Here is a 21,816-nt window from a genome sequence, read left to right on the forward strand (position 1 = left end):
TCGCGCAAGAACTCCGTTAAACGGCTTGCTGCAGGATCACCCCATCGGCCTTCTTGGTGTAGGAGGCGATCTCGTTGAAGTTGAGGTAGCGGTAAGTATCTGCCGCAGTGGCATCGAGCGCCTTGGCGTACTGCAGGTACTCCGCCACGGTCGGGATCTTGCCGAGGATGGCGGCAACGGCGGCCAGCTCTGCTGAGGCCAGATAGACGTTGGCACCTTTACCCAGACGGTTCGGGAAGTTACGGGTGGAGGTGGAGACCACGGAGGCTCCTTCCGCTACCCGCGCCTGGTTGCCCATGCACAGGGAGCAGCCCGGGATCTCGATGCGGGCACCGACGCGACCAAAGATGCCGTAGTAGCCCTCTTCGGTCAGCTGATCCTTGTCCATCTTGGTGGGCGGTGCGATCCACATGCGGGTCGGCAGCTCGCCCTGATACTTCTCGAGCAGTTTACCGGCAGCGCGGAAGTGACCGATGTTGGTCATGCAGGAACCGATGAACACCTCGTCGATCTTGTCGCCAGCCACGTCGCTCAGCAGACGGGCGTCGTCCGGATCGTTCGGCGCACACAGGATTGGCTCCTTGATGGTGGCCAGATCGATCTCGATGATTTCGGCGTACTCGGCATCCTTGTCCGCTTCCATCAGCACCGGGTTGGCCAGCCACTCTTCCATCCCCTTGATACGGCGGGTGATGGTGCGTACGTCGCCGTAGCCTTCGGAGAGCATCCATTTCAGCATCACGATGTTGGACTTCAGATACTCGATGATCGGCTCTTTATCCAGCTTGATAGTGCAACCGGCAGCGGAACGCTCGGCGCTGGCGTCCGCCAGCTCGAATGCCTGCTCCACTTTCAGGGTCGGCAGACCTTCGATCTCGAGGATACGGCCGGAGAAGATGTTCTTCTTGCCCGCTTTCTCGACGGTCAGCAACCCCTTCTGGATGGCGGCATAGGGGATGGCATGGACCAGATCACGCAGGGTGATACCCGGTTGCAGCTCGCCCTTGAAGCGCACCAGCACGGACTCCGGCATGTCCAGTGGCATCACGCCGGTAGCAGCAGCGAAAGCCACCAGACCGGAGCCCGCCGGGAAGGAGATACCGATGGGGAAACGGGTGTGAGAGTCACCACCGGTACCCACGGTATCCGGCAGCAGCATGCGGTTCAGCCAGGAGTGGATGACGCCGTCACCCGGACGCAGAGAGACACCGCCGCGGTTCATGATGAAGTCCGGCAGGGTGTGGTGGGTCTGTACGTCGATGGGCTTCGGATAGGCGGCAGTGTGGCAGAAGGACTGCATGGTCAGATCGGCGGAGAAGCCGAGACAGGCCAGATCTTTCAGCTCGTCGCGGGTCATCGGGCCCGTGGTGTCCTGGGAGCCGACCGTGGTCATCTTGGGCTCGCAGTAAGTGCCGGGGCGAATGCCCTTCACGCCGCACGCCTTGCCCACCATCTTCTGGGCCAGGGTGAAGCCTTTACCGGTATCGGCCACCGGCTGCGGGCGACGGAATACGGTGGAGAACGGCAGCCCCAGCGCTTCGCGGGCCTTGTCGGTCAGGCCGCGGCCGATGATCAGCGGGATACGGCCACCGGCGCGCACTTCGTCGATCAGTACATCGGTTTTCAATTCAAACTGTGCCAGCACCTGTTCGGTGCCGTGTTTGCAGATCTTGCCGGCATAGGGGTAGATGTCGATTACATCGCCCATTTCCAGCTTGGAGACGTCCACTTCGATAGGCAGAGCGCCGGCATCTTCCATGGTGTTGAAGAAGATCGGGGCAATCTTGCCACCCAGACAGACACCGCCAGCGCGCTTGTTCGGCACGAACGGAATGTCGTCGCCCATAAACCAGAGCACCGAGTTGGTGGCGGATTTACGGGAAGAGCCGGTACCGACCACGTCACCCACATAGGCCAGCGGGAAGCCTTTCTCTTTCAGGGCATCGATGGTCTTGATGGGGCCGACGGCGCCATCCTTGTCCGGAGTAATGCCGGGACGGGCGTTTTTCAGCATCGCCAGCGCGTGCAGCGGAATGTCCGGGCGGGACCAGGCGTCCGGTGCCGGCGAGAGATCGTCGGTGTTGGTTTCGCCGGTCACCTTGAACACGGTGACGGTGATCTTCTCGGCCAGCTCCGGGCGGGAGAGGAACCACTCGGCATCAGCCCAGGATTGCATCACTTGCTTGGCGTGGACATTGCCCGCCTTGGCCTTCTCTTCCACGTCGTGGAAGGAGTCGAACATCAGCAGGGTGTGGGAGAGCCCCTTGGCGGCAAGCGGCGCCAGGGTGGCGTGATCCAGCAGGTCGATCAGCGGTTGAATGTTGTAACCACCCTGCATGGTGCCCAGCAGTTCAACGGCTTCGGCGGCAGTCAGGATGGGAGAGTGGGCTTCGCCCTTGGCGACGGCGGTGAGGAAACCGGCTTTGACATAGGCCGCTTCATCAACACCGGGGGGAATACGGGAGGACAACAGCTCTTTCAGAAAGTCTTCTTCGCCAGCGGGCGGGTTCTTGAGCAGCTCAACCAGGGCGGCGACCTGCTCTGCATCCAGAGGTTTGGCAACCACGCCCTCGGCGGCACGTTCTGCGACGTGTTTACGGTATGTTTCAAGCACGACTAATTCCTCTTTGGTCTTTTTTTGGGGTTCGCCCACGCTCGCGGCGATCGTCCTTGCGGGATACCCCGTAGGGTGCTCCCCACTATATAAGTTTTAACGACTAATTAAAATCCAAACCCTGTTTACTTATTCACCACAAAATCGTAACCAATTAAACAGGCTGGTATTTTTTGAAAATTAATTGAACGCCCTCAACCAGAGTTAACAAATTGGCATCATTTCAGCATTATTCGAACGTACTGCCCAATTGCAGATAGAAGACGTCATTGCCCCCCTCAGCCATGCCGTAGCCGAGGAACACAGGGCCGAGGAAGCTCTCCACCCCGACATAAAGCGACCCGGCGGTGAAGGAGCTCTCCAGACTGATATCCTCACCCTTGTTCCAGACCCCGCCCTGCTCCAGAGATCCACCCAGATAGAGCGGCATCTTGAGGGCACCGAAGTCGTTGTCCGCCACCCGATAGATGTAGCGCAGGCCACCAAACAGGCTATAGCGACCGCTCAGCTGGTAGCGTTGGAAACCGGAGAGGCGGAACAGTCCGCCCAGATCCTGAATATGCAGCGGCACCACCTCTTCACTGCCCGAGCCGCCCCCTTCGAGGATCAGGTTGAGGCTGTGCCTGTCCCATGACCAGGGCTTGATCATCGAGAGCTGATAATTCCAACCTTCACTGCGGCCATCTGCTGACTCGAGTCCATCCACACTGACGTGTGAGTGGCCCAGTTTCATATCCCACTTCACCCCCTGATAGGGGAAATAGCGGCTATCCAGATTGTCGTGTTCAAAGCGGACATAGGGGCCCCACGCCGTGGCATCCCCTTGCAGCTCTTTGAAGTTTTTGATCTCGATACTGCCCGTCTGCCCTTCCAGCCCCATAGACAGGCGGCTCCAGGGCTGACGATTCCAGCCGACCGCCAGATCGGCGCTGAAGAAGGAGTACTCGGTATCGAGATAGGTAAATATCGGTTCGTCCGGATCCGGATTAAAGAGGCTTCTCTGGGTCTGGTCATAGGCCAGGCTCGCCTCGCCATAGAAGGTCTGGGAGGGCTCCAGCGGTGTATAGAAGTCGGTCTTGATATGTTTGGCCGTGCCCAGTGATGCCTCGGTCAACCACTCGGCCCCCCACTCGTTGACGTTGGTGAGGGTGTAGGACATGCCGACGTTGTAGTTGGAGGTATTCTCGAAGTCATCGGTGAAACCGAACTGGAAGTTGAGGTAACCAGGCCCCCAGTTCTTCTCGCTGGCATCCACTACCAGCACGTTCTCCCCATCGCGCTCCTCCACTTCATAGGTGATGCGGTCAAACGACTCCAGCGCATAGAGGCGGCGAATGCCAGCCTCCAGACTCTCGTTGGTCTGGATCTTGTCCGGCCGAACCTTCAGCATGGCGTGCACCGTCTCGTCGGAGAGGCGCGACTTGTTGATGATCTCCACCTTGTCGATGAAGTAGGCGGGTTGACCACTTCGCTCGGCACGGCGGCTCAGCTTCTGGTTGCGATAGGCGTTGTACTGCGCCTTGGTGAGCGACAGCTTATCGAGTTGCAGCGACGCCTTGTACGCCGCCGCCTCACCCATTTTGATCCCCTCCGGCATGCGGGCAAAGTCGGCGATCCCCATATCGCCAAACTCGGGAGCGATCAGTATGTCTTTCGGCCCCATCAGCGCCTTCTGCTTGTCGGTACCCACCTGGGTCATGTAGGTGGTGAGCTGGTCGATCATCGCCAACCCTGACTTGAGTGATTCACGGGTACGCAGCTTGGCACCGATATCCACCGCGATCACCACGTCGGCCCCCATTGCCTTGGCGACATCCACCGGCATGTTGTTGACGCTACCGCCGTCCGCCAGGATGTGCCCCTCCCACTCCACCGGCTTGAGGGCACCGGGAATGGACATGGAGGCCTGCATTGCCTTGGCCAGGCTGCCGTGATCCAGCACAAAGGGGGTGACCGTCTCCATGTCGGTCGCCATGGCGCGGTAGGGAATGGGGAGATCGTCGAAGCTCTCCTGTACCGGCAGGTTGGAGGTGGCCCCCCGCAGCAGGCTGGCCATGGATTGGCCCTGGAAAAAACCGTCCGGCAGCTGGGTGGTGTCGCCATTCACCCCGATATCGGTGCGCAGCTGATACTGCTCGTTCTGCTGCTTTTTACGCAACGACAGCTCGTCGCGGCCCACCTTGTCCTGATAGCCCTTGTTCCAGTCGATGGCCAGGGTAGTGCGCTCCACCTCCTCGGCACTGAGCCCCATGGCGTACATCCCCGCCACATAAGAGCCCATGCTGGTGCCGACTATGATGTCGACCGGAATCCGTTTCTGCTCCAGCACTTTGAGGATGCCGATATGGGCCGATCCCTTGGCACCGCCGCCGCTGAGCACCACCGCAATTTTCGGGCGCTCCCCCTGTGCCGCCACAGCCAGCAGCGGGCAGGCCGCCAGCATCACCAAAAGCAGACGGGTCCATCCCGCACCTAAGCTGCGCATCATATTTTCCATATTATTCAGAGGGTCAGTCACCAAGGATGGCCTCTACTATAAGGGGCCCGGCAGTTAGCGCAACCGTCAATCCGCCTCCCGCCTGTGCTGCATGGCGAAGGGGCGAGTCGCCGCCCCTGTGAGCGCAAACGTAATCCGCAAATAAAGGGCTGCAAGCCTCATGGGTAGCGCCGCGCTGCCGCTAATATGAGCGTCGTCAATCTCAACCTTTTGAGCACCTTTATGCTGGCAACCCTCACTCTTAAACAGAAAATACTGGCCACGGTCATCCTGGCCGTGGTCGTCTCCTGCCTGCTGGTAGGCTACTTCAGTCAACGCTCGGCCCAGCAACTGATCGAAAACCGGATGTTCGAGCAGGAGCTCCCCAACCTGACCCAGCGGATCAGCAAGGAGATTGAACAGGATCTCCACGGCATCGCCCAGGCCGCCCGCCAACTGGCCACCGACCGCTTCATTCTCGACTGGGTGGATCGGGGCATGCCCAAAGAGCAGGAGCCGATCCTCATCAACCAGCTCAAGGATGTGGCCAACCAGTATGGTCTGGTGACCGCCTCCTTCGCCGATCGCCAGACCGCAGCCTACTACAACCAGGATGGCTTTCTGCGCAACCTGACCCCAGCGCAGGACGCCTGGTTCTATGACTACACCAAGAGCCAGAAGGAGATGACCCTCAGCATCTTCCGCGAGAGCAACGGCGAGGTGAAGCTGTTCGTCAACTTCCAGCAGCTCAACGGGCGCGGGCTGGCCGGCTTTGCCAAATCCCTCGACACCATGGTGACCATGGTCTCCAACTTCCGGCTGGAAGAGAGCGGCATCGTCTTTATGGTCGATGGCAGCGGCAAGGTGAAGCTGCACCCCGAGGCCAACCGCATCGAGCGTGATACCCTTAGCAACATTGCCAGCGGTGATACCGGCAGCCTGCTGGCCAAACGCCCCTTTGCCGTCATCAACGCCGAGGTAAATGGCGAGCCCATGGTACTGGCCAGCAGCTATATCCCGCTGCTCGACTGGTATCTGGTGGCCCAGGTGCCAGAAGCCGAGATCTATGCCGAACTGGATCAGACCCGCAACGAGATCCTGATGATCTCGCTGGTGATTGCGCTGGCCATGGGGCTGATGGGGATGCTGCTGGCAGGCTCGGTCAGCCGCCCGCTCAACGAGCTGGCCCGCCTGTTCAAGGAGCTGGGCAGCGGCGATGGGGATCTCACCCAGCGCCTCAAGGTGGAAGGACGTGACGAGCTGAGTCAGGTCGCCACCGGTTTCAACAACTTCGTCGCCAAGATCCACGGCTCCATCGAGCAGGTGGCGGAGAACTCCCGCCAGCTCGCGGCCACCGCCAACGAGGTGGCCAACAAGGCGCAGCTGACCCAGCACAACTGTACTGCCCAGCGCGATCGCACCGTGCAGGTGGCCACCGCCATCCACGAAATGGGGGCCACGGTGAGCGAGATCGCCGGTAACGCTTCGCTGGCAGCCGAAGTAGCCAGACAGGCCAACGATCAGGCCGATGCAGGGGCAGTAGTGGTAGCGCAGGCACGCCACGGCATCGTCGACCTCTCCGGTGAGATTGAGCAGGTGGCAGGGGTTATCGAGTCGCTGGCGAGCCAGACCGACTCCATCGGTAGCATCCTCGAAACCATCCGCAGCATCTCGGAGCAGACCAACCTGCTGGCACTGAACGCCGCCATCGAGGCCGCTCGCGCCGGTGAACAGGGTCGCGGTTTCGCCGTGGTGGCAGATGAGGTACGCAATCTGGCCAACCGCTCCGCCGCCTCGACCGCCGAGATCCAGGGGATGATCAACCGCTTGCAGGAGCAGAGTGCCCGCGCGGTCAGCGCCATGGCGCAGGGGCGTAACCAGAGTCTGGAGGTGGTGAGCCAGGCCGATGAGGCCAACGCCGCCCTCGGCCAGATCACCGCCCACATTACCCAAATCAACGACATGAATATCCAGGTCGCCACCGCCACCGAGGAGCAGTCCAGTGTGGTCGGCGAGATCAACCGCAACGTGGAAGATATCAACCAGCTCACCATGGAGACCGCCGATATCGCCCACCAGCTGACCGAATCGAGCCGCAGCCTGCAGCAGCTCTCCGGTCAGCTGGACAAGCTGGTTGGCAACTTCCGACTCTGACCCCGACCTTGACCTAAGTCATCAACAACAGAGAGCGCCGTGGCGCTCTCTGTTGTTTTGGTGGCGACTAATCCGGCATAGCCGTCAGCCCTTGCCCTCCCGTTTGCGCTGATACATCAGCTCATCCGCGCGAGTGAGCAGCTCGGCCAGGGAGACACAGCCGTGCCCGTCATAGCAGACAATTCCGGTGCTGCAGGTCAGCGCATAACCGCAACCACTGTGCTGATTGTGCTCGGCCAACATGGCATTGAAACGCTCATAGGCCAGTTGCGCCTGCGCCTCCACCACATTGGGCAACAGGACGGCGAACTCATCGCCGCCCATGCGGGCAAACACGTCGGCGCCACGAAAAGCCTGCTTGAGCAGAGTGGCAAAGGCGATCAGGGCCCGATCCCCTTCTGCATGCCCCCACCGATCGTTGATCCCCTTGAAGCCATTGAGATCCAGATAGAGCAGTGCCAGTGGCATCTGCAAGCGACTGGCAAGCGAGAGGCTCTTCTCCGCCAGCATCACGAACCCGCGCCGATTGGAGATCAGGGTCAACTCATCAATGGTGGCCAGCTGCACCGCTTCGAGCTCCCGCACCACCATCGCCGCCAGATCCTTGAGCAGCCCCACATCCTCATCGCTCAATTCCCGCGGCACCGTATCGATGATGCAGAGTGTCCCAAGTTTGCAGCCGTTGGCGATCCGCAGTGGCTGTCCGGCATAGAAGCGGATGCCGGGCCCACCCACCACCAGCGGATTGTCGGCAAAGCGGGGATCCTGCGAAGCATCCGGCACGATAAAGGTCTCATCACCCATGATGGCGTGGCCACAGAACGAGATGTCCCGGGCGGTCTCGCGGACCTCCAGTCCGATACAGGATTTGAACCACTGGCGATCTTCATCCACCAGACTCACCAGCGCGATGGGGACATTGAACACCCGTCGGGCCATGCGGGTCAGCCGATCAAACCGCTCCTCAGCCTCGGAATCCAGCAAAGAGAGCCGCCGCAGGGTCTCCAACCGCAATGCCTCATCGGGTGGAATGGGTGCTTCTAGCATCGTGCCTCTCTCGTCAGTGCCAAAACCTATCTTTAGCATATTGGGCTTTGTCGAAGTCGGGGCAGCAAGGAGAAAACAAAAAGCCGCTCATTCGAGCGGCTTTTTAGACAAGCGGGGAAGAAAATTACTTTTTCTTCTTGGCCTTGGCGTTCGGCAGGTCGGTGATGGAGCCTTCGAACACTTCGGCAGCCAGACCCACGGACTCGTGCAGAGTCGGGTGAGCGTGGATGGTCAGCGCGATATCTTCGGCGTCAGCACCCATCTCGATGGCCAGACCGATTTCACCCAGCAGTTCACCACCGTTGGTACCCACGATGGCACCACCGATGACGCGGCCGCTCTCCTTGTCGAAGATCAGCTTGGTCATACCGTCGGAGCAGTCGGACGCAATGGCGCGACCGGAAGCAGCCCACGGGAAGGTGGCGACTTCGAAGTTCAGGCCCTGTTGCTTGGCTTCCTTCTCGGTCAGACCAACCCATGCCATCTCTGGCTCGGTGTAGGCGATGGACGGGATCACTTTCGGGTCGAAGTAGTGCTTCTTGCCGGCGATAACTTCAGCGGCAACGTGACCTTCGTGCACACCTTTGTGTGCCAGCATCGGCTGGCCCACGATGTCACCGATGGCGTGGATGTGCGCCACGTTGGTACGCAGCTGCTTGTCCACCTCGATGAAACCGCGTTCGGTCACGGCAACGCCAGCTTTCTCGGCATCCAGCATCTTGCCGTTCGGCACACGGCCTACGGCAACCAGCACGTTGTCGTAACGAACCGGCTCGGCCGGGGCGTGTTTGCCTTCATAGGAGACGTACAGGCCGTCTTCGCGCGCTTCAACTGCGGTGACCTTGGTCTCCAGCATGATGTTGAATTTCTTGGCCACACGCTTGGTATAGATCTTGACGATGTCTTTGTCGGCAGCCGGAACCAGCTGGTCGGCAAATTCCACCACGTCGATCTCGGAACCCAGAGAGGAGTAAACGGTACCCATCTCCAGACCGATGATGCCGCCACCGATAACCAGCAGTTTGCCGGGAACGGTTTTCAGCTCCAGCGCATCGGTAGAGTCCCATACGCGCGGGTCATCGTGGGGGATGAACGGCAACTTCACCGGACGGGAACCAGCCGCGATGATGGCGTTGTCGAAGGTCACGGTAGTCTTGCCGTCTTCCCCGGTCACTTCGAGCGTGTTCGGGCCGGTAAATTTACCCAAGCCGTTAACAACCTGAACTTTACGCATCTTGGCCATGCCAGCCAGACCGCCGGTCAGCTGGTTGATAACCTTCTCTTTCCACAGACGGATCTTGTCGATGTCGGTCTGCGGGGCACCGAAGACGATGCCGTGCTCGGCCAGCGCCTTGGCTTCTTCAATCACTTTGGCAACGTGCAGCAGCGCCTTGGAGGGAATGCAGCCCACGTTCAGGCAGACGCCACCCAGGGTGGAGTAACGCTCGACGATAATAGTATCCAGACCCAGATCGGCTGCACGGAAAGCAGCGGAATAACCGGCAGGGCCAGCACCCAGTACTACGACCTGGGTTTTGATTTCTTTACTCATCATGACCTCTTTGTCGTTCTTATATCCCCGGACAGCGCAGTCTTATACCGAAACGGGTGGCTGCAGCCGTGAAAAAAACGGGGCAAGTTTACGATCATGTTAATGAAATGAGAAGTAAAAAGGGCAGGCTCTGGGCCCGCCCTCTCACTTACAGGACCAGTCGACGAATGTCGGACAGCACGCCGTTCATAGTGGTGATGAAGCGAGCCCCATCGGCACCATCGATCACGCGGTGGTCGTAGCTCAGAGCCAGCGGCAGCATCAGGCGCGGCGCAAACTCTTTGCCATTCCACTTCGGCTTCATCTCGGACTTGGAGACACCGAGGATGGCCACTTCCGGCGCGTTGACGATCGGGGTAAAGCTGGTACCGCCGATGCCACCCAGGCTGGAGATGGTGAAGCAACCGCCCTGCATGTCGGCAGCGGTCAGCTTGCCGGCACGGGCCTTCTTGGAGATCTCGGCCAGATCGCGAGACAGCTCCATGATGCCCTTCTTGTTAACATCGCGCACCACGGGCACAACCAGACCGTTGGGGGTATCTACCGCCACACCGATGTGGATGTACTTCTTCATGATCAGCTTGCTGCCATCTTCGGACAGGGAGCTGCAGAAGCGCGGGTGAGCTTCCAGCGCCTTGGCGGCGGCTTTCAGGATGAACACCAGCGGGGTGATCTTCACGTCTGCCTTCTGCTTCTCGAGCATCGCGTTCTGCTCTTTGCGGAACGCTTCCAGCTCGGTGGTATCGGCTTCGTCGAACTGGGTGACATGAGGGATCATGACCCAGTTACGGTGCAGGTTCGGACCGGAGATCTTCTGGATGCGGGTCAGCTCGACCTCTTCCACATCACCGAACTTGCTGAAGTCTACTTTCGGCCACGGCAGTACGCCCAGACCGTTGCCACCGGCTACGCCAGCAGAGGCAGGAGCGGACTCGGCACGCTTGATGGCATCCTTCACGTAGGCTTGCACGTCTTCTTTGACGATGCGGCCCTTGCGACCGGAGGCTTTCACCTTGGCCAGGTTGACGCCGAACTCGCGCGCCAGACGGCGTACTGCCGGAGAGGCGTGCACGTAAGCGTCGTTGGCAACGAAATCGGTCGCAGCGGCAGTAGCCTGGGCAACCGGAGCCGGAGCAGCGGCAACAGGTGCTGCAGCGACCGGAGCGGCAGCTTGAGCAACCGGCGCGGCGGCAGGAGCAGCGCCAGCTACTTCGAAGACCATGATCAGGGAACCGGTGGAGACCTTGTCACCCGCCTTCACCTTGATCTCTTTGACCACACCGGCGAACGGCGCAGGCACTTCCATGGAGGCCTTGTCACCTTCCACGGCGATCAGGGACTGGTCGGCTTCAACCTTGTCACCCACCGCAACCATGATCTCGGTGACTTCCACTTCGTCGCCACCGATATCCGGTACGTTGACCTCTTTGGCAGCAGCGGCAACCGGAGCAGCAGCCACAGGCGCGGCAGCTTGAGCCGGAGCAGCAACGGCAGGAGCAGCGCCAGCCACTTCAAATACCATTACCAGAGAGCCGGTAGAAACCTTGGCGCCAGCGGCGACCTTGATCTCGACTACGCGGCCTGCGAACGGTGCCGGTACTTCCATGGAGGCCTTGTCACCTTCCACGGCGATGATGGACTGGTCGGCTTCAACCATGTCGCCCACGGCAACCATGATCTCGGTGACTTCAACTTCGTCACCACCGATGTCCGGTACGTTGACATCTTTGCGCACGGCAGCGGCAGGTGCGGCGGCCGGAGCAGCAGCAACCGGTGCAGCCACTTCAGCAGGGGCGGCAGCGCCTTCGGCTTCGAAGATCATGATCTGGGAACCGGTGGCAACCTTGTCGCCAACCTTGATCAGGATCTCTTTGACGATACCGGCGGACGGGGCCGGTACTTCCATGGAGGCCTTGTCGCCTTCTACCGCGATGATGGACTGGTCCAGCTCGACCTTGTCACCCACGGCCACCATGATCTCGGTGACTTCAACTTCATCGGCGCCGATATCCGGCACCATAATCTGTTTGGACATTGTGCTTTATCCTCTTGCGTCGATCCGCGTGGCTGGCTGATGCCGCCACGCACATCTCGCGTTAACCGTTTTAAATCCTGGCGGGGTCGCGCTGTATGACGGCGCGACCCTTGATCCACTTACGCGTACAGCGGGTTGACTTTGTCGGCATCGATGCCGTACTTGGCGATGGCGTCGGCCACAACCTGCTTGTCTACCTCGCCGCGCTTGGCCAGTTCGGTCAGAGCAGCAACCACCACGTAGAACTCGTTCACTTCGAAGTGACGACGCAGGTTGGCACGGCTGTCGGAACGGCCGTAACCGTCGGTACCCAGCACACGGTAGTTCTCGGTCGGAACGAAGGCGCGAACCTGATCGGCGAAGGACTTCATGTAGTCGGTCGCAGCGATGGTGGCTTCGGAACCCAGTACCTGAGCGATGTACGGTACGCGAGCTTCGGCAGTCGGGTGCAGCATGTTCCAGCGATCCGCGTCCTGACCGTCACGGGCCAGCTCGTTGAAGGAGGTGACGCTGAACACATCGGAACCGATGCCGTACTCGCTGGCCAGGATCTGGGCAGCCTTGCGCACGTGACCCAGGATGGAACCACAACCCAGCAGCTGAACTTTCGCCTTGGCACCGGCTACGGATTCCAGCTTGTAGATACCCTTGCGGATGCCTTCCTCGGCGCCTTCCGGCATGGCCGGCATGGCGTAGTTCTCGTTCAGGGTGGTGATGTAGTAGAACACGTTCTCCGGGTTCTCACCGTACATGCGGCGCAGGCCGTCCTGTACGATCACCGCCACTTCATAGGCGTAGGACGGGTCGTAGGAGATGCAGTTCGGGATGGTGTTCGCCAGGATGTGGCTGTGACCATCTTCGTGCTGCAGACCTTCGCCGTTCAGGGTAGTACGACCGGAGGTCGCACCCAGCAGGAAGCCACGGGCTTGCTGGTCACCGGCTGCCCACGCCATGTCGCCGATCCGCTGGAAGCCGAACATGGAGTAGTAGATGTAGAACGGGATCATCGGGCAGTCGTTGGTGCTGTAAGAGGTCGCAGCAGCCAGCCAGGAGGACATGGCGCCCAGCTCGTTGATACCGTCTTGCAGAACCTGACCCTGCTTGTCTTCCTTGTAGTAGGAGACGATGTCGCGGTCTTGCGGGGTGTACTGCTGACCGTGCGGGCTGTAGATACCGATCTGGCGGAACAGACCTTCCATACCGAAGGTACGGGCTTCGTCAGCCAGGATCGGAACGATGCGCTTGCCGATGGACTTGTCTTTCAGCATCACGTTCAGGGAACGCACGAACGCCATGGTGGTGGAGATTTCGCGCGCCTGCTCACCCAGCAGCGGGCCGAAGGCATCCAGTGCCGGGATTTCCAGCTTGGTGGTGCTTTCGCGCAGACGGGTCGGCACATAGCCTTTCAGGGCAGTGCGACGGTCGTGCAGGTATTTGTGCTCGGCAGAACCGGCTTCGATCTTCAGATACGGCAGATCGGCCAGCTGCTCGTCGGCCACCGGCAGGTTGAAGCGGTCACGCAGGTGACGCACGGAGTCCAGCTCCATCTTCTTGACCTGGTGAGCGATGTTCTTGCCTTCGGCCGCTTCACCCATGCCGTAACCCTTGATGGTCTTGGCCAGAATAACGGTCGGCTTGCCCTTGGTCTGGGTCGCCTTGTTGAACGCGGCGAACAGTTTGCGAGGATCGTGACCACCGCGGTTCAGGGCGAAGATCTCCTCGTCGGTCATGTCTTTGACCAGCGCGGCAGTTTCCGGATAACGGTTGAAGAAGTGCTCGCGGATGTAGCCACCGTCGCGGGACTTCATGGTCTGGTAGTCACCGTCCACGGTCTCGTTCATCAGCTGGATCAGCTTGCCAGAGGTATCCTTGCGCAGCAGCTCATCCCACTTGCGACCCCAGATAACCTTGGTCACGTCCCAGCCGGCGCCCGCGAACAGGCCTTCCAGCTCGTTGATCACCTTGCCGTTACCGACAACCGGACCATCCAGACGCTGCAGGTTGCAGTTGACCACGAATACCAGGTTGTCGAGCTTTTCACGCACGGCAACGGTCAGGGCACCCTTGGCTTCCGGCTCGTCCATCTCGCCATCACCCAGGAAGGCGTAAACGGTCTGCTCGGAGCAATCCTTGATACCACGGTCGGTCAGGTACTTCAGGAAGCGAGCCTGATAGATGGCGGCGATGGGGCCCAAACCCATGGATACGGTCGGGAACTGCCAGAAGTCCGGCATCAGTTTCGGGTGCGGGTAGGAAGGCAGACCCTTGCCGTCTACTTCCTGACGGAAGTTGTCCAGCTGCTCTTCGGTCAGACGACCTTCGGCAAAGGCGCGAGCATAGATGCCCGGGGAGATGTGACCCTGGAAGTAAACCAGATCACCACCATCCTTCTCGTTGCGAGCACGGAAGAAGTGGTTGAAGCAGACATCATAGATGGTCGCAGAAGAAGCGAAGGAAGACATGTGACCACCCAGGTCCAGGTCTTTCTTGGAGGCGCGCAGCACGATCATCATGGCGTTCCAGCGGATGATGGCGCGAATGCGGCGTTCCATCTCCAGATCACCCGGGTAGCCCGGCTCGTCGCTGGACGGGATGGTGTTGATGTAATCGCGATTTGCCTTGGCAGCCACGTCCACACCGCTTGCGCGGGCTTTCTCGGCCAACTGTTCAAGGATGAACTGAGCGCGTTGCGGACCCTCTTCACGCAGCAGGGATTCCAGAGAGGCAAGCCACTCCAGCGTTTCTATCGGGTCCACATCGTTCTTCAGGATATCAGACATGGCTGGTTCCTATGTTGTTGTGATTGCACGGCATTGCACGGCGAAGGGCGCAAGCATTCGACAATAAAAGAAAGCCTTGTGGGATTAGTTTTCCTGCTGACGGATCCGACGCATGGATCGCTGGATCCGGCTGTCTTCCCTCTGCATATCCAACAAGGTGTCCTCGATAAAGGCCAGATGCTCATGACAAGCTGTTCTGGCCCGCTCCGGAGCCCCCGACAGGATGGCTTCGATCAGATTCGCACGATGGCGTCGGATCTTGGCTACCACTCCCGGGCGGCGATTCAAAATCTCGTTATTCTGCAGAATGTTCTGCTCGAGCATCGGGCTCATGGCCCGCAGCAGGTGCAGCAGCACCACGTTGTGGGACGCCTCGGCCACCGCCAGATAGAACTGGGTCACGGCTGCCGATTCGGCCACCAGCGAGCCCAACTGGCCCGCCTCTTCGATGGTGGTTTGCACCTGGCGAATGCGCTCGAAATCAGACCCGGTTCCCCGCAAGGCCGCGTAGTAGGCACAGATGCCTTCAAGCGCGTGACGAAACTCCAGCAGGTCATACTGGGCTTCCGGGTGGGTACTGAGCAGTTCGAACAGGGGATCGGCGATCCCCTTGCTCAGGGCATTCTGCACATAAGTGCCGCCGCCCTGACGGCGATAGAGCAACCCGCGCGCTTCCAGTCGCTGGATGGCTTCGCGCAGGGAGGGGCGCGATACCTGAAACTGGATGGCGAGTTCCCGCTCGGGAGGCAATTTCTGCCCCGGCTGCAAACTGCCTTCCAGAATCATCTGTTCCAGCTCGGCGACAATGGAGTCGGCCAGCTTGGGTTGCGTAATCTTGCGATAGGGCATGAGGCTACTTTGTTAAATTGGTATTACCAATTTCATGGATGGGGCGAAAATTAGCAGAGGCCTTTTGAAAAGTCCACTCAAAAGATGATCTGAGTCAAGAATCCACCTCACCACTTAAGGGGTAAAGCAGAGGAAACATGATTTAGCTCATAGAAAATGGTCTGACCAATATTCTTGACCATGCTCACAAATAACATTTGCGCAACCAGAGACAAAAATGGCCTGCCAGATAGGCAAGCCATTGATTTTAAAATCCAAACTAAATTTGAATATTTGCTTTAGCTGTTTAGCAACTGCCGGTAGTAATCCCACTGGAAACTGGCGCCGGGATCCGTCTTGCGCCCTGGCGCTATATCGCAATGGCCGACAATTTTTTCGTGGGTGATGGCCGGATAGCGCTCCGAAATGGCTCGGGTGAGCCTCACCAAAGCCCGGTACTGAGCCTCGGTATAGGGTATTTCGTCGGTCCCTTCCAGCTCGATGCCGATGGAGAAGTCATTGCATGCCTCCCTCCCCTGCCAGCTCGATACTCCCGCATGCCAGGCTCTGGCACCAAACGGCACATACTGCACCAGTTCACCATCGCGCCGGATCAAACAGTGGGCCGAGACCCGCAGCTGATGGATACCGGCAAAATAGGGATGAGCGTCGGGGTCGAGCCGCCCCATAAAGAGATCGTCGATAAAGGGGCCACCGAACTCCCCCGGTGGCAGGCTGATGCCATGCACCACCAGCAGGGAGATATCATCCGGCGCTGCCCGTTCGTTGTGATGGGGAGAAGGCACCCGGCGCGCCTGCTGGCACCAGCCTGCGGCATCGATAGAGAAACAAGGTTGCGAAGCGAGTTGAGTCATCGGCTACTCGAGTTGGCTGATAAATGGCGATAAAACGAAGATACCTGATAGGCAACCCGGCACCAACACACTGAATCAACGGGAAATGGTATGTTAGGCTGAGTCATCTTCCGCTCGATATGGATGGGGTATGCAGCACACGGCACGCTGGATGTGGTTACTGGCCTGGCTCTCTTTGATGGGCCTGCTGACCCTCTATTTTCACTCCCGCAACCAACCCAGCGTCACCGCCAGCGGCGAGCTGTTGCTGCGGGCCGACCAGAGCGGCCACTATCGTCTGGAGGGTGCCATCAACGGTCAGCCGGTGCAACTGCTGCTCGATACCGGCGCCACCCGTATCACCATCCCGCAGCAGGTTGCCGAGCGGCTCGGCCTGACCGCTTATGGCAGCAGCCAGGTCAATACCGCTGCGGGGCAGATCCGGGTCGGCAACGGCACCATCGAAACGCTGGCGATGGGGCCATTGACCTTGTACGATCTGGCCATCTTTATCAATCCGGCGGCAGACGGTGACGAAGTGCTGGTTGGCATGAACGCCCTCGGTCGGCTGGAGCTGGTTCAAAAGGAGCGGCAACTGCTGCTCAGACCCTTGCAGGAATAAGGCATGTTTCAACAGGATGTCAGCCGCGCCGTGCGCGCCGCACTACTCGAAGATCTGGGCGATGCCCTCACCACGCTGGACCAACCGGATGCCAGCGTAGATATCACCGCCCAGCTGATCCCGGCCGACCGGATGGCCAGCGCCCGGGTGATCACCCGCGAAGCCGGCATATTCTGCGGCCAGCCTTGGGTGGATGAGGTCTTCTTGCAACTGAAGACCCAACTCGGCGGCGAGGTGAAGGTGGAATGGAAGGTGCAGGATGGGGAGGTGCTCTCCCCCAATCAGGAGCTGTTCCGCCTGCACGGCCCTGCCCGCCTGCTGCTGACCGGCGAACGCAATGCGCTGAACTTTGTCCAGACCCTCTCCGGCGTCGCCACCCTCACCGCCCGCTATGTGGCAGAGCTGGAGGGCACCGACTGCCGGCTGCTCGACACCCGCAAGACCATCCCCGGCCTGCGCACCGCCCAGAAGTACGCGGTCACTTGTGGCGGCGGCAAGAATCACCGCATCGGCCTCTATGACGCCTACCTCATCAAAGAGAACCATATCCTCGCCTGTGGCGGCATCGCCGAGGCAATTAGCGAGGCTCGCCATCTCAATCCGGGCAAACCGGTGGAGGTGGAAGTGGAATCACTGGCAGAACTCGAACAGGCGCTGGCGGCAAAGGCCGATATCGTGATGCTGGACAACTTCGAGGTGACCATGATGCGGGAAGCGGTCGCCATCAATCAGGGCCGCGCCAAGCTGGAAGTCTCCGGCAATGTCACCCTCGACACTCTGGCCGAGTTTGCGGCCACCGGCGTCGATTTTATCTCGGTCGGGGCGCTCACCAAGCATGTGCGGGCGCTCGATCTCTCCATGCGTTTTATCCAGCAGTGAGATTCCCCCCACAGGCTTGAGCAAACACTCGATATAACCGGACAAACAACTTGCAAAAGGCGCCAGAGGCGCCTTTTCTTTATGCAGGATCCCTCGGCAAAGGAGTGTACAGACGGACCCTAATCCGGCCACAGAAAGAGTCATAGGAAGCCACTTCTTTTATGACACGCATCAAGTTTTTGCTAAATGAAAGAAGTGTAATTAACAAAATGGACAATCTCTGTTGCCACCCCTGACAGCTCGGATAAGATACTGACGTGCGGATGGTTTTCTACCGCCACTTCCCAGGAACCAAGGACAAAAGGATAGTTGAAATGAAAAAACAATCAGGCTTTACCCTTATTGAATTGATGATCGTGGTCGCGATCATTGCCATTCTGGCCGCCATTGCGCTACCCGCCTATCAAAACTATACCGCTAAAGCTAAAGCCACGGCAGTGTTGGCAGAAGCTGCGCCTTACAAAACAGCGGTTGCCGTTTGCTTCCAGACTAACTCCGCTCTCGACCTATGTGATGGCGGTTCAAGTGGTGTCCCCGCTGCATCCTCTGCTGCAGGAACTTTAGGTGTTAATAAAGTTGATAACGGTACAATTACTATGAGCATTCCTCTTGGCCCCGTCTCTGCGGCAAAAGTAACTCTGAAGCCAGACACCAGCGATACAGCCAAAATGACATGGGAGATTACGTCTACTTCGGAGTGTGCTGAGTTTATTCCTGGTTGCACTAAATCCTAATAATGACCTCTAGTCCCAATAGCGGCCTGGCGTTAAGCCTGGCCGCCTCTTCGCTGATCAGTGAAGAGGACTCCCAGCGCTATCTAAGCCAGGCCAAGGCCCAGCGCAAACCCTTTGTCACATTTCTGATAGAGAACGAGATCCTCGACAGCAAGGCGCTCGCCGATTTTTGCGAGCTGGAGTATGGGGTACCTCTGCTGGATCTTGCCGCCTTCGATTTGGCCGAGATCCCGCAGAAGTTCCTCAATCAGAAGCTGATCGACAAGCACCACGTGCTGCCCATCTACACCCAGGGCCACACCCTCTATATCGCCATGTCGGATCCGACCAATGTCTCGGCACTGGAGGACTTCGGCTTCAGCTTCGGTCTGCATACCGAGGCGCTGCTGGTGGAGGAGAACAAGCTCACCGCCGCCATCGGCAAGCTCTTGGAGAGCGAACACGACGCCCTCGGCATGGAGGAGATCGACGAGGCCGAGATCTCCGAACTCGAGGTCTCCGACGAGAACAGCCGGCTGGACGAAAGTGTCAATACCGCCGATGACGATGCCCCCATCGTCAAGTACATCAACAAGATCCTGATGGATGCCATCAAGCGCGGCGCCTCCGACCTGCACTTCGAGCCTTACGAGTTCAAGTATCGGGTGCGCTTTCGCATCGATGGCATTCTGCATGAGATCGCCACACCACCGGTTAACCTCTCCAACCGCTTCTCCGCTCGCCTCAAGGTGATGGCGCGGCTCGATATCGCCGAGCGGCGGCTGCCACAGGATGGCCGCATCAAGCTGAAGCTGTCGCGCAACAAGTCGATGGATATGCGGGTCAACACCCTGCCCACCATGTGGGGGGAGAAGATCGTTATCCGTCTGCTCGACTCCTCGGCGGCACGCCTCAATATCGAGCAACTCGGCTTTGATGATCGGCAGAAGGCGCAGTACCTGCGCGCCCTCTCCAAGCCACAAGGGATGATCCTGGTGACCGGCCCCACCGGCTCGGGCAAAACGGTCTCGCTCTATACCGGCCTCAATATTCTCAACACCACCGAGGTGAATATCTCCACCGCAGAAGACCCGGTAGAGATCAACCTGCCCGGCGTCAACCAGGTGCAGGTCAACCCCAAGGCGGGGCTCACCTTCGCCAGCGCCCTGCGCTCCTTCTTGCGGCAAGATCCGGATGTGGTGATGGTGGGGGAAATTCGCGATCTCGAAACCGCCGAAATCGCTATCAAGGCGGCCCAGACCGGTCACCTGGTGCTCTCCACCCTGCATACCAACTCCGCCGCAGAGACCCTGACCCGGATGATGAACATGGGGGTACCGGCCTTCAACATCGCCTCCTCGGTCACCCTGATCATGGCCCAGCGGTTGGCCCGTAAACTGTGCGACCACTGCAAGGCACCGGAAGTGGTACCGGAAGCCGAACTGCTGGAGCTGGGCTTTACGCCGCAGCAGCTGGCGGCCGGGCTGCGACTGTTCAAACCGGTCGGCTGCAAGGAGTGTTCCGGAGGCTACAAGGGGCGGGTCGGCATCTACGAAATCATGCTGATGTCAGAGAACATCGCCAAATTGATCATGCAGGGGGCAAACTCCCTGCAAATCGCCGCTATCGCGCAGAAAGAGGGGATGCGTACCCTGCGCACCTCGGGGCTGGAGAAGGCCCGGCTCGGGATCACCAGTCTGGCCGAGGTCAATCGGGTCACCACCAACTGATCCATGTGGCGGAACGACCCGCCGGTTTGGTTGGCAGAACGAATTCGTCGTTCACGAACACGGAACGGATGATAGTCCGAACGACAGAGTAATCAGATATTCAAGTGACCGGGCTGGCGCCAAGAAGGTACCACCCACCCTATCAGTACCCCGCAGGCATCAAGCCAGTCGGGCACCTTGACCAGGTTGGTGACGCGCAGAGTCCGACTCTGACAACCAACCCCATTGCAGGATGCAAAGATGGCAACCCTAACGAAAAAGAACAATGCCCCCAAGAAAGTCTTCGCCTTCCGCTGGCACGGGGTAAACCGCAAGGGGCAGAAGGTCTCCGGCGAGCTGCAGGCCGACAGCATCAACACCGTCAAGACCGAACTGCGCAAGCAGGGGGTCAACGTCACCAAGGTGGCCAAGAAATCCCAGGGGCTCTTCTCCAAGGGCGGCGCCAAGATCAAACCGATGGATATCGCCATCGTCTCCCGTCAGATCACCACCATGCTCTCCGCTGGCGTACCACTGGTGCAGAGCCTGCAGATTATCGCCCGCAGCCACGAGAAAGCCTCGATGCGCGAGCTGATGGGGCAGATTGCCGCCGATGTGGAGACCGGTACCCCCATGTCGGAAGCGCTGCGTCGCCATCCTCTCTATTTCGATGATCTCTACTGCGATCTGGTGGAAGCCGGTGAGCAATCCGGTGCACTGGAGACCATCTACGACCGTATCGCCACTTACCGGGAAAAGTCGGAAGCGCTCAAGTCGAAGATCAAGAAGGCGATGTTCTACCCCACCATGGTCATTCTGGTCGCCATCGTGGTCACCTCAATCCTGCTGCTGTTCGTCATTCCGCAGTTCGAGGATATCTTCAAGAGCTTCGGCGCCGAGCTGCCGGTGTTCACCCAGTTTGTTATCGGCATCTCCCGCTTTATGCAGAACTGGTGGTATGTCTTCTTTGGTGGCACCGCCCTTGGTATCTTCCTTTACGTGCGGGCCTGGCGGGCCTCCCAGAAGGTGAAAGACAATACCGACAAGTTCGTCCTGACCATTCCGGTGGTCGGGATGATCCTGCACAAGGCGGCCATGGCTCGCTTTGCCCGCACCCTGTCGACCACCTTCTCCGCCGGTATCCCGCTGGTAGATGCGCTGATTTCGGCGGCTGGGGCCTCCGGTAACTATGTCTATCGCACCGCGGTCATGGCGATCCGCAACGAGGTGGTGGCCGGTATGCAGATCAACGTGGCGATGCGCACCGTCGATCTCTTCCCCGACATGGTGATCCAGATGGTGATGATCGGTGAGGAGTCCGGCGCCATCGATGATATGCTCTCCAAGGTCGCCACCATCTTCGAACAGGAGGTGGATGATCTGGTCGATGGCCTCACCAGCCTGCTGGAACCCCTCATCATGGTGGTGCTCGGGGTGCTGGTCGGCGGTATGGTTATTGCCATGTACCTGCCCATCTTCAAGCTTGGCGACGTGGTAGGCTGATTCATCAGGGCATGGCTCCACAACCATGCCTTCCCCCTCATTTTATGACT

14 protein-coding genes are annotated in these 21,816 nt (G+C 59.3%); 6 read left to right on the plus strand and 8 right to left on the minus strand.

The window, feature by feature from the left end; translation table 11 throughout:
- Positions 1 to 16: 16 nt before the first annotated feature.
- The gene (gene acnB / locus ACTG2G_RS08930) at positions 17 to 2,614 is read right to left on the minus strand and encodes a bifunctional aconitate hydratase 2/2-methylisocitrate dehydratase (RefSeq protein WP_439985379.1); all 2,598 of its coding nucleotides are present in this window, start codon (positions 2,612 to 2,614) and stop codon (positions 17 to 19) included.
- Positions 2,615 to 2,843: 229 nt separating this feature from the next.
- Complete coding sequence (locus ACTG2G_RS08935) at positions 2,844 to 5,099, minus strand: patatin-like phospholipase family protein (protein WP_407959346.1); 2,256 nt, start codon at positions 5,097 to 5,099, stop codon at positions 2,844 to 2,846.
- A 234-nt stretch (positions 5,100 to 5,333) separates the two neighbouring features.
- Between ACTG2G_RS08935 and ACTG2G_RS08940 the strand changes: the two genes are divergently transcribed.
- Positions 5,334 to 7,244 (plus strand): methyl-accepting chemotaxis protein, encoded by a 1,911-nt coding sequence (locus ACTG2G_RS08940; RefSeq protein WP_439985380.1) that lies wholly within the window; start codon positions 5,334 to 5,336, stop codon positions 7,242 to 7,244.
- An 84-nt stretch (positions 7,245 to 7,328) separates the two neighbouring features.
- Here ACTG2G_RS08940 and ACTG2G_RS08945 read toward each other — a convergent pair whose 3' ends face one another.
- From ACTG2G_RS08945 to ampD, 6 genes are all read right to left on the minus strand, one after another.
- Positions 7,329 to 8,291 (minus strand): sensor domain-containing diguanylate cyclase, encoded by a 963-nt coding sequence (locus ACTG2G_RS08945; RefSeq protein ID WP_421387546.1) that lies wholly within the window; start codon positions 8,289 to 8,291, stop codon positions 7,329 to 7,331.
- A gap of 124 nt (positions 8,292 to 8,415) precedes the next feature.
- A complete protein-coding gene (lpdA, locus tag ACTG2G_RS08950; protein ID WP_005341659.1) occupies positions 8,416 to 9,843 on the minus strand; it encodes a dihydrolipoyl dehydrogenase in 1,428 nt (475 codons plus the stop codon).
- Between the two features lie 148 nt (positions 9,844 to 9,991).
- Positions 9,992 to 11,878, minus strand: coding sequence for a pyruvate dehydrogenase complex dihydrolipoyllysine-residue acetyltransferase (gene aceF / locus ACTG2G_RS08955; RefSeq protein WP_421292530.1), 1,887 nt, complete (start codon positions 11,876 to 11,878; stop codon positions 9,992 to 9,994).
- A gap of 119 nt (positions 11,879 to 11,997) precedes the next feature.
- Positions 11,998 to 14,658 (minus strand): pyruvate dehydrogenase (acetyl-transferring), homodimeric type, encoded by a 2,661-nt coding sequence (aceE, locus tag ACTG2G_RS08960; protein ID WP_439985381.1) that lies wholly within the window; start codon positions 14,656 to 14,658, stop codon positions 11,998 to 12,000.
- Positions 14,659 to 14,742: 84 nt separating this feature from the next.
- Entirely contained in the window at positions 14,743 to 15,507 is a 765-nt protein-coding gene (gene pdhR, locus ACTG2G_RS08965; protein WP_005336127.1) for a pyruvate dehydrogenase complex transcriptional repressor PdhR, read from the minus strand.
- A 278-nt stretch (positions 15,508 to 15,785) separates the two neighbouring features.
- Positions 15,786 to 16,361 carry a 1,6-anhydro-N-acetylmuramyl-L-alanine amidase AmpD gene (gene ampD / locus ACTG2G_RS08970; protein WP_439985382.1) on the minus strand — a complete coding sequence of 192 codons (576 nt, stop codon included), beginning with the start codon at positions 16,359 to 16,361 and terminating at the stop codon, positions 15,786 to 15,788.
- 130 nt (positions 16,362 to 16,491) lie between these two features.
- Here ampD and ACTG2G_RS08975 point away from each other — a divergent pair, with 130 nt between their 5' ends.
- From ACTG2G_RS08975 to ACTG2G_RS08995, 5 genes are all read left to right on the plus strand, one after another.
- The gene (locus ACTG2G_RS08975; RefSeq protein WP_005336129.1) at positions 16,492 to 16,962 is read left to right on the plus strand and encodes a retropepsin-like aspartic protease family protein; all 471 of its coding nucleotides are present in this window, start codon (positions 16,492 to 16,494) and stop codon (positions 16,960 to 16,962) included.
- A gap of 3 nt (positions 16,963 to 16,965) precedes the next feature.
- Positions 16,966 to 17,841, plus strand: coding sequence for a carboxylating nicotinate-nucleotide diphosphorylase (nadC, locus tag ACTG2G_RS08980; RefSeq protein WP_439985383.1), 876 nt, complete (start codon positions 16,966 to 16,968; stop codon positions 17,839 to 17,841).
- Positions 17,842 to 18,155: 314 nt separating this feature from the next.
- Entirely contained in the window at positions 18,156 to 18,575 is a 420-nt protein-coding gene (locus ACTG2G_RS08985) for a pilin (RefSeq protein ID WP_439985384.1), read from the plus strand.
- Positions 18,569 to 20,284, plus strand: a complete 1,716-nt coding sequence (gene tapB, locus ACTG2G_RS08990) for a PilB family type IVa pilus assembly ATPase TapB (protein WP_439985892.1) — start codon at positions 18,569 to 18,571, stop codon at positions 20,282 to 20,284. The genes ACTG2G_RS08985 and tapB overlap by 7 nt, the downstream gene beginning before the upstream one ends.
- 240 nt (positions 20,285 to 20,524) lie before the next feature.
- Complete coding sequence (locus ACTG2G_RS08995; RefSeq protein WP_005336136.1) at positions 20,525 to 21,766, plus strand: type II secretion system F family protein; 1,242 nt, start codon at positions 20,525 to 20,527, stop codon at positions 21,764 to 21,766.
- Positions 21,767 to 21,816: the final 50 nt, after the last annotated feature.

This window comes from Aeromonas sp. 55A, from assembly GCF_051919665.1.
Classification (GTDB): domain Bacteria; phylum Pseudomonadota; class Gammaproteobacteria; order Enterobacterales; family Aeromonadaceae; genus Aeromonas; species Aeromonas veronii.